The sequence below is a fragment of the Serratia sp. PF-27 genome (assembly GCF_030053255.1).
GTDB lineage: Bacteria > Pseudomonadota > Gammaproteobacteria > Enterobacterales > Enterobacteriaceae > Serratia > Serratia bockelmannii.
The window spans coordinates 32,386-47,962 of record NZ_JASGBT010000019.1 but is presented as its reverse complement, the minus strand read 5'-3'; the positions used below and the strand labels follow the sequence as shown (position 1 = coordinate 47,962).

General features: G+C 59.8%; 18 protein-coding genes. 11 read left to right on the top strand and 7 right to left on the bottom strand.

Annotated features, from left to right (window positions below):
• The first annotated feature begins 355 nt into the window (after positions 1 to 355).
• From rpmH to QMZ29_RS11790, 9 genes are all read left to right on the top strand, one after another.
• Complete coding sequence (gene rpmH, locus QMZ29_RS11830) at positions 356 to 496, top strand: 50S ribosomal protein L34 (protein ID WP_000831330.1); 141 nt, start codon at positions 356 to 358, stop codon at positions 494 to 496.
• A 17-nt stretch (positions 497 to 513) separates the two neighbouring features.
• A complete protein-coding gene (gene rnpA / locus QMZ29_RS11825) occupies positions 514 to 873 on the top strand; it encodes a ribonuclease P protein component (protein ID WP_004933883.1) in 360 nt (119 codons plus the stop codon).
• Positions 837 to 1,094: a membrane protein insertion efficiency factor YidD gene (gene yidD / locus QMZ29_RS11820; RefSeq protein ID WP_004933881.1), complete on the top strand. Its 258-nt coding sequence runs from the start codon at positions 837 to 839 to the stop codon at positions 1,092 to 1,094. Before rnpA ends, yidD begins: the two co-directional genes overlap by 37 nt.
• A gap of 2 nt (positions 1,095 to 1,096) precedes the next feature.
• Positions 1,097 to 2,734: a membrane protein insertase YidC gene (gene yidC, locus QMZ29_RS11815; protein WP_025304756.1), complete on the top strand. Its 1,638-nt coding sequence runs from the start codon at positions 1,097 to 1,099 to the stop codon at positions 2,732 to 2,734.
• A gap of 96 nt (positions 2,735 to 2,830) precedes the next feature.
• Positions 2,831 to 4,195 carry a tRNA uridine-5-carboxymethylaminomethyl(34) synthesis GTPase MnmE gene (mnmE, locus tag QMZ29_RS11810; RefSeq protein ID WP_004933873.1) on the top strand — a complete coding sequence of 455 codons (1,365 nt, stop codon included), beginning with the start codon at positions 2,831 to 2,833 and terminating at the stop codon, positions 4,193 to 4,195.
• A gap of 144 nt (positions 4,196 to 4,339) precedes the next feature.
• Positions 4,340 to 5,140, top strand: a complete 801-nt coding sequence (locus QMZ29_RS11805; protein ID WP_060434919.1) for an MBL fold metallo-hydrolase — start codon at positions 4,340 to 4,342, stop codon at positions 5,138 to 5,140.
• Between the two features lie 125 nt (positions 5,141 to 5,265).
• Entirely contained in the window at positions 5,266 to 5,991 is a 726-nt protein-coding gene (locus QMZ29_RS11800; protein ID WP_060434921.1) for a 4'-phosphopantetheinyl transferase family protein, read from the top strand.
• 161 nt (positions 5,992 to 6,152) lie between these two features.
• Complete coding sequence (locus tag QMZ29_RS11795) at positions 6,153 to 6,719, top strand: NADPH-dependent FMN reductase (protein ID WP_025304752.1); 567 nt, start codon at positions 6,153 to 6,155, stop codon at positions 6,717 to 6,719.
• A gap of 77 nt (positions 6,720 to 6,796) precedes the next feature.
• The gene (locus QMZ29_RS11790) at positions 6,797 to 7,849 is read left to right on the top strand and encodes an alpha/beta hydrolase (protein ID WP_025304751.1); all 1,053 of its coding nucleotides are present in this window, start codon (positions 6,797 to 6,799) and stop codon (positions 7,847 to 7,849) included.
• A gap of 34 nt (positions 7,850 to 7,883) precedes the next feature.
• Here QMZ29_RS11790 and QMZ29_RS11785 read toward each other — a convergent pair whose 3' ends face one another.
• Complete coding sequence (locus QMZ29_RS11785) at positions 7,884 to 9,221, bottom strand: NCS2 family permease (RefSeq protein WP_004933851.1); 1,338 nt, start codon at positions 9,219 to 9,221, stop codon at positions 7,884 to 7,886.
• 232 nt (positions 9,222 to 9,453) lie between these two features.
• On the opposite strand from QMZ29_RS11785, the gene QMZ29_RS11780 reads away from it, so the two are divergent.
• Together QMZ29_RS11780 and yieH are read left to right on the top strand one after the other, a co-directional pair.
• The gene (locus tag QMZ29_RS11780) at positions 9,454 to 9,858 is read left to right on the top strand and encodes an NUDIX hydrolase (protein ID WP_016929609.1); all 405 of its coding nucleotides are present in this window, start codon (positions 9,454 to 9,456) and stop codon (positions 9,856 to 9,858) included.
• A gap of 46 nt (positions 9,859 to 9,904) precedes the next feature.
• Positions 9,905 to 10,573: a 6-phosphogluconate phosphatase gene (gene yieH / locus QMZ29_RS11775; RefSeq protein WP_025304749.1), complete on the top strand. Its 669-nt coding sequence runs from the start codon at positions 9,905 to 9,907 to the stop codon at positions 10,571 to 10,573.
• Here the strand turns inward: yieH and QMZ29_RS11770 are convergent.
• The 6 genes from QMZ29_RS11770 to pstA form a co-directional block, all read right to left on the bottom strand.
• A complete protein-coding gene (locus tag QMZ29_RS11770; RefSeq protein WP_004933841.1) occupies positions 10,570 to 11,310 on the bottom strand; it encodes an amino acid ABC transporter permease in 741 nt (246 codons plus the stop codon). The genes yieH and QMZ29_RS11770 overlap by 4 nt on opposite strands.
• Before the next feature lies 1 nt (position 11,311).
• Positions 11,312 to 12,025 carry an amino acid ABC transporter permease gene (locus QMZ29_RS11765; protein ID WP_025304748.1) on the bottom strand — a complete coding sequence of 238 codons (714 nt, stop codon included), beginning with the start codon at positions 12,023 to 12,025 and terminating at the stop codon, positions 11,312 to 11,314.
• An 81-nt stretch (positions 12,026 to 12,106) separates the two neighbouring features.
• Entirely contained in the window at positions 12,107 to 12,946 is an 840-nt protein-coding gene (locus tag QMZ29_RS11760) for an ABC transporter substrate-binding protein (protein ID WP_060434924.1), read from the bottom strand.
• Positions 12,947 to 13,114: 168 nt separating this feature from the next.
• Complete coding sequence (phoU, locus tag QMZ29_RS11755; protein ID WP_004933833.1) at positions 13,115 to 13,849, bottom strand: phosphate signaling complex protein PhoU; 735 nt, start codon at positions 13,847 to 13,849, stop codon at positions 13,115 to 13,117.
• Positions 13,850 to 13,860: 11 nt separating this feature from the next.
• Positions 13,861 to 14,631 (bottom strand): phosphate ABC transporter ATP-binding protein PstB, encoded by a 771-nt coding sequence (gene pstB, locus QMZ29_RS11750; RefSeq protein ID WP_016929614.1) that lies wholly within the window; start codon positions 14,629 to 14,631, stop codon positions 13,861 to 13,863.
• 54 nt (positions 14,632 to 14,685) lie between these two features.
• A complete protein-coding gene (gene pstA / locus QMZ29_RS11745; protein ID WP_025304746.1) occupies positions 14,686 to 15,576 on the bottom strand; it encodes a phosphate ABC transporter permease PstA in 891 nt (296 codons plus the stop codon).
• Position 15,577: the final 1 nt, after the last annotated feature.

Here is a 15,577-nt window from a genome sequence, read left to right as displayed (position 1 = left end):
GGTTATACCCTGTTATCCACGTCGGATCCTGGGATCGCGCGCAAAGGATCTCACGGGGATCCTTGCGATTTCACCCCGAGTCCGTATAATCTTCGCCCTACGTGTGATACCTGGTTCCTTATGGTGCGTCATTAGCCAGACAGGATTCTGCGGTGACCACGGGCCAAGACCGGATTTTGTTCCGTTATTGGCAGACAACCAGGTAGGCTGGCGCGATGCGAATTGACTCAGGACTGTACAATTATTACAATCCCGCTTCTTTATGTATTGCGATTGAGGCGTCGGTCATCTTCACGCCGAGTAGCCAAACGCGTTTACTGATCAGTAATTATTTTAAGTTTAGGTAGAAATCGCTATGAAACGCACTTTCCAACCGTCCGTATTGAAGCGCAACCGTAGCCACGGTTTCCGTGCTCGTATGGCCACCAAAAATGGTCGTCAAGTTCTGGCCCGCCGTCGTGCGAAAGGCCGTGCTCGTCTGACTGTTTCTAAGTAATAAAGCTAACCCGCTGAGTGGTTAAGCTCGCTTTTCCCAGGGAGTTACGTTTGTTAACTCCCACTCATTTCACTTTCGTCTTCCAGCAGCCACAACGGGCTGGCACGCCGCAAATCACCATCCTCGGCCGCCTGAACCAGCTGGGGCATCCCCGCATCGGTCTTACCGTCGCCAAAAAACACGTCAAACGCGCGCACGAGCGTAATCGGATCAAACGCCTAACCCGCGAAAGCTTCCGCTTGCGTCAGCACGAATTACCGGCGATGGATTTTGTCGTGGTGGCCAAAAAGGGGATAGCGGATTTGGATAACCGCGCGCTGACGGAAGCTTTGGATAAATTATGGCGTCGCCACTGTCGCCAGGCTCCCGCATCCTGATCGGGCTGGTGCGGGCCTATCAGCTCGTCATCAGTCCGCTGCTAGGGCCTCGTTGTCGCTTCCAGCCGACATGCTCTCATTACGCAATTGAGGCATTAAGCAGGTTTGGCATGATAAAAGGCAGTTGGTTAGCATTGAAACGCGTATTAAAATGCCACCCTTTGAACCCAGGTGGCGATGATCCGGTGCCGCCAAAAACCGACGATAACAGAGAACACTAACGATGGATTCGCAACGCAATCTTCTCCTCATCGCTCTGCTGTTCGTGTCTTTCATGATCTGGCAGGCATGGCAAACGGACAACGCTCCGCAGCCGGCCGCACAGACCACGCAACAGACTTCGAACGCAGTAGCCGGTGATGCCGCCAGCCAGGCCGTGCCAGCCAGTGGTCAGGGTAAGCTGATTACCGTGAACACCGACGTGCTGTCACTGACCATCAACACCCGTGGTGGCGATATCGAGCAGGCTAAACTGTTGGCCTACCCGGATACTCTGGGTTCATCGACTCCGTTCCAACTGCTGGAAACCACTCCGTCGTTCGTCTATCAGGCACAAAGCGGCCTGACCGGTAAAAACGGCCCGGACAACCCGGCCAACGGCGAGCGCCCGCTGTATCAGGCGGCGCAGGACAGCTACACCCTGCCGGAAGGCCAGGACGAGCTGCGCATCCCGCTGACCTACACCGATAAAGACGGCGCGATCTACACCAAGACCTTCGTGCTCAAACGCAATCACTATGCGGTCGGCGTGGATTACAGCATCGACAACAAAGGCGCGACGCCGCTGGAGCTGACCCTGTTCGGCCAGCTGAAGCAGACCACCGAATTGCCTAAGCACCGCGACACCGGCAGCAGCAACTTCGCGCTGCACACCTTCCGCGGCGCGGCGTACTCGTCCAGCGAGGACAAGTACCAGAAATACGCGTTCGACAAAGACGAAAACCTGAGCGTCACCACCAAAGACGGTTGGGTCGCCATGCTGCAGCAGTACTTCGCCACCGCGTGGGTACCGGCGACCAAGGGTGACAACACCTTCTACACCGCCAAACCGGGTGACAACCTGTCCACTATCGGCTTCAAATCTACCCCGGTCGTGGTGCAGCCTGGCGCTCAGCAGCAGCTGAACGCGACCCTGTGGGTCGGCCCGGAGCTGCAGGATCAGATGGCCCAGTTGGCGCCGCACCTGGACCTGACCGTGGATTACGGCTGGCTGTGGTTCATCTCCCAGCCGCTGTTCAAACTGCTGAAGTTCATCCACGGCTTTATCGGTAACTGGGGCTTCTCCATCATCATCATCACCTTCATCGTGCGCGGCATCATGTACCCGCTGACCAAGGCGCAGTACACCTCGATGGCGAAAATGCGCATGCTGCAGCCGAAGCTGCAGGCGATGCGCGAGCGCATCGGCGATGACAAACAGCGCATGAGCCAAGAGATGATGGCGCTGTACAAGTCGGAGAAAGTGAACCCGCTCGGCGGCTGCCTGCCGCTGATCATTCAGATGCCGATCTTCCTGGCGCTGTACTACATGCTGATGGGCTCGGTCGAGCTGCGCCACGCGCCGTTCGCCCTGTGGATCCATGACCTGTCGGCGCAAGACCCGTACTACATCCTGCCAATCCTGATGGGCGTGACGATGTTCTTCATTCAGAAGATGTCGCCAACCACCGTGACTGACCCGATGCAGCAGAAAATCATGACCTTCATGCCGGTGATCTTCACAGTGTTCTTCCTGTGGTTCCCGTCCGGTCTGGTGCTGTACTACATCGTCAGTAACCTGGTGACCATCCTGCAGCAGCAGCTGATTTACCGTGGTCTGGAAAAACGCGGTCTGCACAGCCGCGACAAGAAAAAAAGCTAAGCGTATTGTAGGGGTTCGGCGCGCCGACCCTTGCAGTCACCCCAAAGGCGGTCATTAGACCGCCTTTTTGCATCTTAATCGTCAGAGAGAACCGTTATGAGCACCACCGATACCATCGTTGCCCAAGCCACCCCGCCGGGACGCGGCGGCGTCGGCATTCTGCGCATTTCCGGAAGCAAGGCCAAAGACGTCGCCCAGGCGTTGCTCGGCAAGCTGCCGAAGCCGCGCTACGCTGACTATCTGCCGTTCCGCGACGCCACGGGCGCCACCCTCGATCAGGGCATCGCGCTGTGGTTCCCGGGGCCGAACTCCTTTACCGGCGAAGACGTGCTGGAACTGCAGGGTCACGGCGGGCCGGTGATCCTCGATCTGTTGCTCAAGCGTGTGCTGGCGCTCCCTGACGTGCGCATCGCACGGCCCGGCGAGTTCTCCGAGCGCGCATTTCTCAACGACAAACTCGATTTGGCGCAGGCCGAAGCGATTGCCGATCTGATCGACGCCAGCTCCGAGCAGGCGGCGCGTTCGGCGATGAACTCGCTGCAGGGTGCGTTCTCCACCCGCATCCACCAGCTCGTGGAAGCGCTCACTCACCTGCGAATCTACGTGGAAGCGGCGATCGACTTCCCGGATGAGGAAATTGATTTCCTGTCCGACGGTAAAATCGAGGCGCAGCTCAACGACGTAATGGCGGATCTGGACAACGTGCGCGGTGAAGCGCGCCAGGGCAGCCTGCTGCGCGAAGGGATGAAGGTAGTGATAGCCGGGCGCCCCAACGCCGGTAAATCGAGCCTGCTCAATGCGTTGGCCGGGCGCGAGGCGGCGATCGTCACCGATATCGCCGGCACCACCCGCGACGTCTTGCGCGAACATATCCATATCGACGGCATGCCGCTGCACATCATCGACACCGCCGGCCTGCGCGACGCCAGCGACGAAGTTGAGCGTATCGGCATCGAACGTGCATGGAATGAGATCGAACAGGCCGACCGAGTGCTGTTTATGGTTGACGGCACCACCACCGCCGCCACCGAGCCGGCTGAGATCTGGCCGGAGTTTATGGCGCGCCTGCCGGGCACGCTGCCGATCACCGTGGTGCGCAACAAGGCCGACATCACCGGTGAAACGCTGGGTCTGACAGAAGTGAACAACCACTCACTTATTCGCCTGTCGGCCCGCACCGGCGAAGGCGTCGATGTGCTGCGCGATCATCTTAAACAGAGCATGGGCTTCACCAGCAACATGGAAGGCGGCTTCCTGGCGCGCCGTCGCCACCTGCAGGCGCTGGAACTGGCGGCACAGCACCTGGTGCAGGGCAAAGAACAGTTAGTGAGCGCTTACGCGGGTGAGCTGTTGGCCGAGGAGCTGCGCCAGGCGCAGCTGGCCTTGAGTGAAATCACCGGCGAATTCACCTCCGACGACCTGCTGGGCCGCATCTTCTCCAGCTTCTGTATCGGTAAATAACGCCGCCAGACGCCTTCACGGCCGGGACAAGCCCTTGTTCCGGCCGTTTTTTTCCGCGCTCGCTCTGCGCGCCGGCTCACAGAGCCGCCCCCGTCCCCCGCGCTATACTGGCGCGTCAGGAATCTCTCTCAGGAACGAGTCAACATGGCATTGACCCTCAAGGTACTGCTGGAAAACCGCCGCGCCGCCGGCGCTAACCCATTATTGCAGGCCAAGGCCGGGCTAAGCCTGCTGATTGAGGATGAGACGACGTCCATACTGTTCGATACCGGCCCCGACGACAGCTTTCTGCACAATGCGGCGCTGATGGGCGTCGATCTTTCCCGCATCACCGCGACGGTGCTCTCCCACGGCCACTATGACCACTGCGGCGGCGTCGCCTGGCTGCCCGATAACAGCCGCATCATCTGCCACCCGCAGGTCGGGGATGAACGCTATGCGGCGCTGAAGGTGCTGGGCCACACCCGCAAAATCAAAAAGCTCTCTTTGGATATCGACTACTCGCGCCACCGCATGCACTACAGCCGCGAACCGCTGGCGATCGGCAATCGCTTTATGTGGTCAGGCGAGATCGCGGTGCCCGCCCCGCGCGCCTACGGGGTGATCGCCGGGGAGAACGCAGCGGTGGATTACGTGATCGACGAAGGCGTGCTGATTTACAAATCGGATCGTGGTCTGGTGATCGTGACCGGCTGTGGGCACCGCGGGATCGTCAATATCGTGCGCCATTGCCAGAAAATCACCGGGATCGATCGCATCCACGCCTTGATCGGCGGTTTTCATCTGCGCTGCGCTTCCCCGCGCACGCTCTGGCGCGTCCGCCGTTTTTTGCGGCAGCATCAGCCGGAAAAGATCATGGGCTGCCACTGTACCGGCGCCTGGGGCCGGCTATGGCTGCCGGCAGGGACCTCGCCGGCCACCGGCGATAGCTGGATCCTGGAATAACGTCTGCGCCGGTCAATCGGCAACAAATCGGATAAAACGCATAGTGTTTTTTGATGATAAATCCTCAACTTAGTCTTAATCTAACACCCCTGCGTTCTTAGCGACCCTCTGTCATGGAGTGAACAATGGCGTGTCATTTTGCCCGATGGACCCCGGCCTCCGCTGTCCTGGATACCCAGAGACTCTCCGACGAAGTGATAGCCGCCACCCGCACCTTTTCCGTTAAGCGCCGCACGCGCTACCTGCAAGGGCGCATTCTGCTCGCCGAAATGATGTTCTACCTGTACGGCTTGCCGACGCTCCCCCTTATAGCCACCACGCCGACCGGCCGCCCCTGTTTCGCCGATCATCAGCTGCCCGATTTTAGCCTCGCCTACGCCAGCAACACCGTGGGTGTACTGCTTAGCGACGAGGGCAAGGTCGGACTGGATATCGAAGTGATGCGGGCGCGCGGCACCCGGCAAAGCGCGCTGCAACACGCGCATCAGACACCGGCAGAAAGTGCCTGGATCGGTGCGCAGGACGATCGGCTGGAGGCAGAAACTCAGCTGTGGAGCATCCGGCAAAGCGTGCTGAAAATTTCCGGCCTCGGTAACAGCGGCCAGTCTACGCTGCGTCTGCATCCCTTCTCCGGCCACCTGCGCTCCAGTGCCACGCCGGACGTTCAGGTAATGAGCGACGCCGACGAATACCTGAGCTGGGCCTGCGCCGGCAGCCCTGGGCTGGATCGCCTGCTGTGCTGGCGCTACGAAGAGCGCGGTGGACTGCACAAAGACGGGGAAATCTCACCGCGCAGCCCGGCGGCGTCCTCGCGCTTCGTTAAACTGACGGGCCTGAAGACGCCCGGTTAACGCGGCGCAAAGCGGATAACGCTGTCTTTACCGCTCGAGTCGCTGGATTAAATTGTAAAGACAGCTAAATGTTGAGCAATCGCCTATTCTCGACCCGCGCTTTAGCCTACTATTCGCCCATGTTGTACGCTGAATCTGCTCATTCGAAAGGGAGAATCATCATGTCAGACCAAGCCTTAAAAATCGTCACTCTGCTTGGCAGCCTGCGTAAAGGCTCTTACAACGCCATGGTGGCCCGCGCCCTGCCAGGGCTGGCTCCGCAGGGCGTCACCATTGAAGCGCTACCTTCCATCCGCGATATCCCACTGTACGACGCCGACATGCAACAGGGTGAAGGCTTCCCTGCCGCTGTCGAGGCGATCGCCGAACAGATCCGCCAGGCCGACGGCGTGATCATCGTCACCCCTGAATATAACTATTCCGTGCCCGGCGGGTTGAAGAACGCCATCGACTGGCTGTCTCGCTTGCCGAATCAGCCGCTGGCCGGCAAGCCGGTCGCCATTCAAACCAGCTCGATGGGGCCGATCGGCGGCGCGCGCTGCCAATACCATCTGCGCCAGATCCTGGTATTCCTCGATGCGATGGTAATGAACAAGCCTGAGTTTATGGGCGGCGTGATCCAGAGCAAGGTCGATGAACAGGCCGGTGAACTGAGCGATCAGGGAACGCTGGACTTCCTGACCGGCCAGCTGTCCGCGTTCAGCGATTTTATTCGCCGCGTGGAGTGACCGTCTCGCGGCGCCCACCGGGCGCCGCAACAGGACATGAAGTCCGTCAATTCATTGAAAATTAAAGCCATAGCATCATGTATTTTTTCATTTTAGCGTTATTTTTTGTTTCCATCACCAGTCCCGCTTTCGCCGCAGACATGCGTTATCCCGCCGGTGAAGAACCGCTGGAGCTGCCGGCACACAGTGCGCTCAACGCCCAGCTGTCGCGATCCGCGCAAAACCAGGAAGACAAAAAGCTGGGCGCCATGTCGCTGTACCTGACACTGATGCGCGAAGACGGCCGCAATGTCTGGGCGCCCTACCAGTTGGCGGTGTCGTCGGCAGAGAAAGGGCAAACCGAGCTGGCGGAACGCTACCTGCAGCTGAGCGCCGACCGCGGCCTGTGGTACTACTACAACCTGCTGGAGGACGACGCCTTCAACAGCATTCAACATTCCGCCACCTACCAATCCATTTTGGCCGCCACCAAAGCGCGCTATCTGCAGCACGCTCGCCGCTATGAAGGCAAAGCCAGCTACGCGATGCCGGACGGCGAAGCGCCGCCCGAAGGCTGGCCAACGGTGATCTTCCTGCATACCTACGGCAAAGCCGCCGCTATCAGCCCCGAAGAACGGCTGCTGTTCGGCGAAATGGGCGTAGCCTACATCGAGATCAACGGCACGCAGATGCTGTCGGAAAACAGCTTCCGCTGGTCGAATTACAGCGATGAGAGCACCCAAACCGCCATTCAGCGTACGCTGCAACAGCTGGCTCCGCAGCTAAAGCTGAATACCCAACGGATTTACCTCAGCGCCCGCGGCCAGGGTGCACTGCACGCCGCCAACCTGATCGCGAAGTACCCGCAGTTTTACGCCGGCGCGCTCCTGATCGCCCCCAACGGGGAGATCAAGCCGGCCCAGCAGTCGCTGGCGGCGCAAAAGAAAATCGTGATGGCGTATTACGATCGGCAGAACTTCAGCGAGCAGGCGCTGGCGTTGCACTTCGCCAATCTGTTTGGAGAGGATAACCAGGTAGAGACGCTGCACTTCGCCCAGGGCGAGGATGCCGCCGGCAGTTGGCAGGCGCGCTTCAGGCGGCCGTTGCAGTGGGTGTTGGACCAGGCGCCGGACGCGACGCCGGGAGTCTAGCGTTCAGGGCCGACAGACGTCGGCCCTTTGGCTGTCAATGGCCGTCGACAAAGACGATTTTCAGTACGAACAGCAGCGCCACCACCACCACGCACGGGCTGATTTCACGCCAGCGGCCGGTGCCGAGCTTCATCACGCAGTAGGAGATAAAGCCGAGCGCGATACCTTCGGTGATCGAGAAACTGAACGGCATCATCACCGCGGTGACAAATGCCGGTACCGCTTCGGTCAGATCGTCCCACTTCACCCGCGCCAGGCTGGAGGTCATCAGTACACCGACATAGATCAGCGCGCCGGCGGCAGCGTAAGCCGGCACCATACCCGCCAACGGCGACAGGAAGATCACCAGCAGGAACAGCAGGCCAGTGACCACCGCCGTCAAACCGGTGCGGCCGCCGACGGCGACGCCGGACGAGCTTTCGATGTAAGCGGTCACGGAAGAGGTACCCGCCAGCGAACCGGCCACTGAGCTGATGCTGTCAACGTACAACGCCTGCTTCATACGCGGGAATTTGCCCTGGTTGTCGGTCAGGCCGGCTTTATCGGTAACGCCGATCAGGGTGCCGGAAGAGTCGAACAGGTTCACCAGCATAAACGAGAAGATAACCCCGGCCAGCCCGATGTTCAGCGCGCCGGCCACGTCGACCTGGCCCACCACCGAGGTGATACTCGGCGGCAGGGAGAACAGGCCACCGTATTTCACGTCGCCCAGCATCCAGCCGATCAGGGTGGTGACCACGATCGACACCAGCACCGCCGCGTGGAAGTTACGCGAAGAGAGCACGGCGATGATGAAGAAGCCGAGCGCCCCCAGCAGCACGTTGTGCGAGGTCAGACTGCCGATGGTCACCAGCGTATCCGGGTTAGCCACCACGATGCCGGCGTTTTTCAGCCCCATCATGCCGATGAACAGACCGATGCCGCTGGTAATGCCGACCCGCAGGCTGACCGGAATGTTAGCGATCATCCAATAGCGAATGCGGAAAATGGTCAGCAACAGCAGGCCGACCGCCCCCCAGAAGATGGCGCCCATGCCCACCTGCCAGGAGATGCCCATCGCGCCGACCACCACGAAGGCGAAGAAGGCGTTCAGGCCCATCGCCGGCGCCAGCGCCACCGGCAGGTTCGCCAGCAGGCCCATAAAGATGCTGCCGAAGGCGGCGATCAAACAGGTGGTGACAAATACCGCCTGGGTATCCATGCCCGCCGCGCCCAAAATTTGCGGGTTAACGAACACGATATACACCATGGTGAGAAAGGTGGTGATACCGGCAATCGTTTCCGTACGCGCCGTCGTGCCATGTTGCTTGAGTTTAAACACACGCCCAAGCAAGCCTTGCTCAGCGTCAAGGCCAGATACTGGTTTGGTCATTATCAGAATTCCGAAAATGGGAATGGACAGTCGCCGGCTATCCTATAACAAAAAGTGGGGCTTTTGATGTCGGTCACAGGTTTTTTTCGCCGTCTTTACGGCTAAACGCGTCAACGGCTTGTATTTACAGGCATTCATCCCCCTTGCCGCCCGCTGCGTTGCCGTTTGCCGGCACGGCCGATAAAATGGCCTATCGCCCCTCTATCCCTATCCGTTAAAAACAGGAGCCCGCATGTCTTCGACCTTTATCGATAAGCTGGCGTTGATCGCGCTGAAAGATGACAAAGTGGCGCTGGTGCGCTCACACAATAAGACGCTGTTTTATATGCCGGGCGGAAAGCGCGAAGCGGGCGAAACCGACGAACAGGCGCTGTGCCGCGAAATCGACGAAGAGCTGACCGTTGCGCTGCTGTCGCAATCCATCGCGTTTTACGGCGAATTCACCGGCCCGGCGGACGGCAAGCAGGACGGCACCCAGGTGCGCATTCGCTGCTACCAGGCCGACTTTACCGGGCAGCTGCAGCCGGCCGCCGAAATCGCCGAGCTGAAGTGGTGCGACAGTCGCGATCTGCCGCAGTGCTCACACGTCGCCGCGCTGATTTTGCACGATCTCAAGGCGCGTAACCTGATCAAGTGATCGCTGAGCGGCCTCAGCGGCGTTAACCCGAAGGAACCTGTCCCGCATGAATCAGATTGACTGCATTTTGTTCGACTGCGATGGCACGCTGGTAGACAGCGAAGTGCTGTGCAGCAAAGCCTATGTGCACATGTTCGCCCACTACGGCATTCATCTGTCGCTGGAAGAGGTATTCAAGAAATACAAAGGGGTGAAGCTGTACGAGATCATCGATCGGGTCAACGCCGAGCAGGGCACTGACCTGGCCAAAGAGACACTGGAGCCACTGTATCGGCAGGAAGTGGCGCGGTTGTTCGACAGCGAACTGCAACAGATTGCCGGCGCCCGTGAGCTGCTGGCGCAGATAACGGTGCCTGTCTGCACCGTCTCCAACGGGCCGGTCAGCAAGATGCAGCATTCGCTCGGCCTGACCGGCATGCTGCCTTATTTTGATGACCGGTTATTCAGCGGCTATGACATTCAGCGCTGGAAGCCGGATCCGGCGATCGTGTTTCACGCCGCCGAACAGATGCAGGTGCCGGTGACGCGCTGCATCCTGGTGGACGATTCGCCCGCCGGCGCGCAGGCCGGCATCCATGCCGGCATCCCGGTCTTTTACTTCTGCGCCGATCCGCATAACCCGCCGATTGACCACCCGCTGGTGACCACGTTTGACGACCTGGCCCAACTGCCCGCGCTGTGGCGCGAACGAGGCTGGCGGCTCACGGCCGATTAACTGGCCGGCAACGGCGGCTTGTTGCGCCACCAGCGCCAGGACCGTTTCAGCGCGCGGGTTTGCGCGCCGAAGCGGCGGTTGACCGCGTTGGCCAGCAGATCGAGCGCCAGGCAGAACACGAAGTAGACCAGCGCCACGAACAGAAACACTTCCATTGGATAGACCATGCTGCGGTTGTTGACCTGGGTCGCCAGGAAGGTCAGTTCGCCAACGCCGACGATATAAGCCAGCGAGGTGTCCTTGATCAGGGAGATCCACTGGTTGATGAACGACGGCACCATCATGCGCAGCGCCTGCGGCAGCACGATCATGCGCAGCGTCTGCCAGCGCGTCAGCCCCAGAGAAAGCCCAGCCTGCCACTGGCCGGGGCCGATCGCGGCGATGCCGGCCTTCACTGCATGGGCCAGATAGGCCGAGGCGATCAGCGCCAGCGCGCACACCACGGTAGTGATTTCCGGGATCTCGACGCCAAAGACCATCGGCAGCAGGAAATAGGTCCAGAAGATCAGCATGATGACCGGAATGGCGCGGAAAAAGCCCAACACCGCCGCCAGCAGCCCGGCGGCGACGCCGCGTGACATCGCCAGCGCCACGCCGAGTAAGGTGCCGAGCACCGCCGAGGCCACGCCGGCCATCAGGCTGATCGCCAACGTCAGCGCCGCGCCGCCCAGCGGCCCGTCCGGCCAGGTGCCCCACAGCAGGTAACCCAGGTTGTCGTGAATCACGCTGAAATCCATCTCAATGTCCTCCCAGCGGTTTACGCTGTTGTCGCCACATGCCCCAACCTTCCAGCAGCGCGATGATGGCGATATACAGCACTGTCGCCACGCCGAACGCCTGGAAAGTGCGCAGGGTTTCGGTTTCGACCTGACGCGAGGCGTAAGAGAGTTCGGCAACGCCGATCGCCATGGTCAGCGACGAGTTCTTGATCACGTTCATGTATTGCCCCAGCAGCGGCGGCAGCGCGATTTTCAGCGCCTGCGGCAACACCACGTAGCGCATCGCCTGCCAGCCGGTCAGTCCCAGCGCCTGAGCGGCATATTTCTGCCCGCCGGCGACGCCGCGAATGCCGGAGCGGATCTCTTCGGCGATAAAGGCGGTGGAGTAGAGCGTCAGGCCAAAGAAACCGGCGAGAAACTCGAACGACGGCCACTCAAGCGGGCCGACCTGATGTGAGCTGTTCAGCCACTGCATGGCGGCGGACGGCAGGATCTGCCCGGCGGCGAAGTACCAGAAGAACAGCTGCACCAGCAGCGGCGTATTGCGAAACAGCGAGCTGTACCCCATCGCCAGCCAACGCAACGGCCGCAGGCTGCTGTCGCGCATCGCCGCCAGCACAAAGCCCAGCAACGTGGCCGCCAGGCCCGCGCAGGCGGAAAGCCACAGCGTCAGCAGAAAGCCATGCCACAGCCAGCTCAGGTATTGCGGCGCCAGCAGCCAGTCCAGGTTCATGTTCAATCCTTGTCTTGCAGAATGCATCAGGGGCGCAGCAAGCTGCGCCCCTCCGTGCCTATCTCACCGCAAGCGGTTAAGTCAGGCTTTTGGTTGCTGATCCAAAGGCGCGATTTTGAAATCGCCGCGCGGTTGAGCGGATTGGGTTTCCGGCCCGAACCAGCGATCGTAAATCTTAACCGCTTCGCCGTCGTTTTCCAGCTTGATCAGCGTCTCGTTCACCGCAGCGGTCAGGCGATCTTCGCCCTTGGGAATGCCGACCCCCTGATACTCTTTGGTCAGGCTGAACGGCGAAATTTCAAACTCCGCCTTTTGCGCCGCCGGCAGGTTGCCGAGCAGGCCGACCAGCTTGGCGTCGTCCTGAGTGATCGCCTGCACGTTGCCGTTACGCAGCGCCACGAACGCCAGCGGGGTATCATCGTAGGAGATCACTTTCGCCGTCGGGAAACGCTCGCGCAGGGTGATTTCCTGCACCGTGCCCTTGTCCGCGCCGATGCGCAGTTTCTTGATGTCTTCCGGCGTTTTCAGCACGCCTTTACGGGCGATGAATTTCTGCCCAGTGGCGAAGTACGGCACGCTGAAGTTCACTTCCTTGGCGCGCTCGTCGGTAATGGTGAAGTTGGCGGCAATCAGGTCAACCTTCTTCGACACCAGCAGCGGAATGCGGTTGGCCGGGTTGGTGGCGCGCAGCTCCACTTTCACCCCCAGCGCTTTGCCGATCGCGTCGGCGACGTCCACATCGTAGCCCACCAGCTTCTTGCTCTGCGGATCGATGTAGCCGAACGGCGGGTTACTGTCGAACACCGCGATGCGCACCACGCCGGCTTGCTTGATATCGTCAAGTTTGTCCGCGTGCGCGGCGCCGGCGGCGAAACCGGTCAGACTGGCTAACAACGTTAAGGCCAAAGCGCGATGTTTCATAGAAAGCTCCTAAGTGGTTGATGTCCTGCTGGCGGATAAGCTAGCAAGCGCCACATAGGTCAGGAAATAATATAAAAAGCTATATTTATAACCTTTTTATCTTTACGCGTTTAAGATGGAATAAAGGCGCGGGAAACCGCGCCTTGGGAGGATATTACCCGGAAAGGGTTAGTCATCTTTTTCGTCTTTACCGCCCGGAGACAGCAGCTTTTCCAGGGCGTCGCCGCCCAAATGACGGAAATCCTGCCCTTTGACGAAATAGAAGATAAATTCGCAGATGTTCTGGCAGCGATCGCCGATACGCTCGATAGAACGGGCGCAGAACAGCGCGGTCAGCACGCTCGGAATGGTGCGCGAATCTTCCATCATGTAGGTCATCAGCTGACGCACGATGCCTTCGTATTCCTGGTCGACCTTTTTATCTTCCCGGTAAATACGGATCGCCTCGTCCAGATCCATGCGCGCGAACGCGTCCAGCACGTCGTGCAGCATCTGCACCGTGTGGCGCCCCAGCGACTCCAGGCTGACCAGCAGCGGCTGGTGCTGGTGCGAGAACTTCTCCAGCGCGGTGCGGCAGATCTTGTCCGCCACGTCGCCGATGCGCTCCAGCTCGGAAATGGTTTTGATGATCGCCATCACCAGACGCAGATCGCTGGCGGTCGGCTGGCGCTTGGCGATAATGCGCACGCAGGCTTCATCGATCGCCACTTCCATCATGTTGACCTTGGCGTCGCCTTCGATCACGCGCTTGGCCAGCTCGCCATCCTGATTGTGCATCGCGGTGATGGCGTCGGTCAGCTGCTGCTCCACCAGCCCGCCCATGGTCAGCACCTGGGTGCGGATATGCTCGAGCTCTGCGTTGAACTGGCCGGAAATGTGTTTGTTTAAATTCAGGTTATCCATGATGCTTCCTATCAACCATAACGGCCAGTGATGTAGTCTTCAGTCTGCTTTTTCTGCGGCGCAGTGAACAGGTTATCAGTATCACTGAACTCGATCAGCTCGCCCAGATACATAAATGCGGTAGAGTCGGAGCAGCGCGCCGCCTGCTGCATGTTGTGCGTCACGATCACCACGGTGTAATCAGCCTTCAGCTCGCTGATCAGCTCTTCAATCTTGCCGGTGGAGATCGGATCCAGCGCCGAGCAAGGCTCATCCAGCAACAGCACTTCCGGACGAATGGCGATGCCGCGGGCGATGCACAGACGCTGCTGCTGGCCGCCGGAGAGGCTGTAGCCGCTCTGGTGCAGCTTGTCCTTGGTTTCATTCCACAGCGCCGCTTTGGTCAGCGCCCACTGTACGCGCTCGTCCATATCGGCACGCGACAGCTTTTCAAACAGGCGAACGCCGAAGGCGATGTTGTCATAAATCGACATCGGGAACGGCGTCGGCTTCTGGAACACCATGCCGACCTTGGCGCGCAGCAGTGCGATATCCGAGTTGTCGGTCAGGATGTTCTGGCCGTCCAGCAGGATGCCGCCTTCCGCACGCTGTTCCGGGTACAGCTGGTACATCTTGTTGAAGGTGCGCAGCAGGGTAGATTTGCCGCAGCCGGACGGGCCGATAAACGCGGTGACCTTGTTCTTGGCGATATCCAGCGTGATGTTCTTCAGCGCATGGAATTTGCCATAGTAGAAGTTCAGATCGCGTACCTGAATTTTGCTGCTGGAAGCGTCAGTAACCATACTCATCAAGACTTCTCTCTTTTCATCAGCGCCGCCAAAGCGGCGCTCAAAATTTTATGAATGCTTTTTCTTGGCGAAAACCACGCGCGCCAGGATATTCAGTAACAGTACGCACAGGGTGATCAACAGCACCCCGGCCCAGGCCAGCTGTTGCCATTCGGCGAACGGGCTCATGGCGAATTTGAAGATGGTCACCGGCAGGTTGGCGATCGGCTGCATCAGGTCGGTGCTCCAGAACTGGTTCGACAGCGAGGTGAACAGCAGCGGTGCGGTTTCCCCCGCGATGCGCGCAATCGCCAGCAGCACGCCGGTGATGATGCCGGACACCGACGCCTTCAGCGTGATGGCGGAAATCATGCGCCATTTCGGCGTACCCAGGGCATAAGCGGCCTCGCGCAGCGTATCCGGTACCAGTTTCAGCATGTTCTCGGTGGTACGAATGACGATCGGCACCTGCAGCAGCGCCAGCGCCACGATGCCGGCCCAGCCGGAGAAGTGTTCCATCTTCGCCACCACGATGGTGTAAACGAACAGGCCCACCACGATCGACGGTGCGGACAAAAGAATGTCGTTGATAAAGCGGATCACTTCCGCCAGCCAGGATTTACGGCCGTATTCCGCCAGGTAGATGCCGGCCATGATGCCCAGCGGCGTACCGAAAAGGGTCGCCCACAGGATCAACAGGCCGCTGCCGGCGATAGCGTTGGCCAAGCCGCCGCCTGCGGTATTCGGCGGCGGGGTCATCTCGGTGAACAGCGCCAGCGACATGCCGTCGAAGCCTTTGGTGACGGTGGCGATCAGGATCCAGATCAGCCAGAACAACCCGAACGCCATGGTCGCCATCGACAGGAACAGCGCGAGGCGGTTTTTCTGCCGGCGCCAGGCCTGCATTTTGCGGCGGCTTTCCGCCAGAACGACTGCGTTTTGCATATCCATCGTCGCCATG

What these genes read in the sequence shown, in the direction of transcription:
- rpmH (WP_000831330.1), top strand. Translation starts at nt 356, where the DNA reads ATGAAACGCACTTTCCAACCGTCCGTATTGAAGCGCAACCGTAGCCAC.
- yidD (WP_004933881.1), top strand. Translation starts at nt 837, where the DNA reads ATGGCGTCGCCACTGTCGCCAGGCTCCCGCATCCTGATCGGGCTGGTG.
- yidC (WP_025304756.1), top strand. Translation starts at nt 1,097, where the DNA reads ATGGATTCGCAACGCAATCTTCTCCTCATCGCTCTGCTGTTCGTGTCT.
- mnmE (WP_004933873.1), top strand. Translation starts at nt 2,831, where the DNA reads ATGAGCACCACCGATACCATCGTTGCCCAAGCCACCCCGCCGGGACGC.
- QMZ29_RS11805 (WP_060434919.1), top strand. Translation starts at nt 4,340, where the DNA reads ATGGCATTGACCCTCAAGGTACTGCTGGAAAACCGCCGCGCCGCCGGC.
- QMZ29_RS11800 (WP_060434921.1), top strand. Translation starts at nt 5,266, where the DNA reads ATGGCGTGTCATTTTGCCCGATGGACCCCGGCCTCCGCTGTCCTGGAT.
- QMZ29_RS11795 (WP_025304752.1), top strand. Translation starts at nt 6,153, where the DNA reads ATGTCAGACCAAGCCTTAAAAATCGTCACTCTGCTTGGCAGCCTGCGT.
- QMZ29_RS11790 (WP_025304751.1), top strand. Translation starts at nt 6,797, where the DNA reads ATGTATTTTTTCATTTTAGCGTTATTTTTTGTTTCCATCACCAGTCCC.
- QMZ29_RS11785 (WP_004933851.1), bottom strand. Translation starts at nt 9,221, where the DNA reads ATGACCAAACCAGTATCTGGCCTTGACGCTGAGCAAGGCTTGCTTGGG.
- QMZ29_RS11780 (WP_016929609.1), top strand. Translation starts at nt 9,454, where the DNA reads ATGTCTTCGACCTTTATCGATAAGCTGGCGTTGATCGCGCTGAAAGAT.
- yieH (WP_025304749.1), top strand. Translation starts at nt 9,905, where the DNA reads ATGAATCAGATTGACTGCATTTTGTTCGACTGCGATGGCACGCTGGTA.
- QMZ29_RS11770 (WP_004933841.1), bottom strand. Translation starts at nt 11,310, where the DNA reads ATGGATTTCAGCGTGATTCACGACAACCTGGGTTACCTGCTGTGGGGC.
- QMZ29_RS11765 (WP_025304748.1), bottom strand. Translation starts at nt 12,025, where the DNA reads ATGAACCTGGACTGGCTGCTGGCGCCGCAATACCTGAGCTGGCTGTGG.
- QMZ29_RS11760 (WP_060434924.1), bottom strand. Translation starts at nt 12,946, where the DNA reads ATGAAACATCGCGCTTTGGCCTTAACGTTGTTAGCCAGTCTGACCGGT.
- phoU (WP_004933833.1), bottom strand. Translation starts at nt 13,849, where the DNA reads ATGGATAACCTGAATTTAAACAAACACATTTCCGGCCAGTTCAACGCA.
- pstB (WP_016929614.1), bottom strand. Translation starts at nt 14,631, where the DNA reads ATGGTTACTGACGCTTCCAGCAGCAAAATTCAGGTACGCGATCTGAAC.
- pstA (WP_025304746.1), bottom strand. Translation starts at nt 15,576, where the DNA reads ATGGCGACGATGGATATGCAAAACGCAGTCGTTCTGGCGGAAAGCCGC.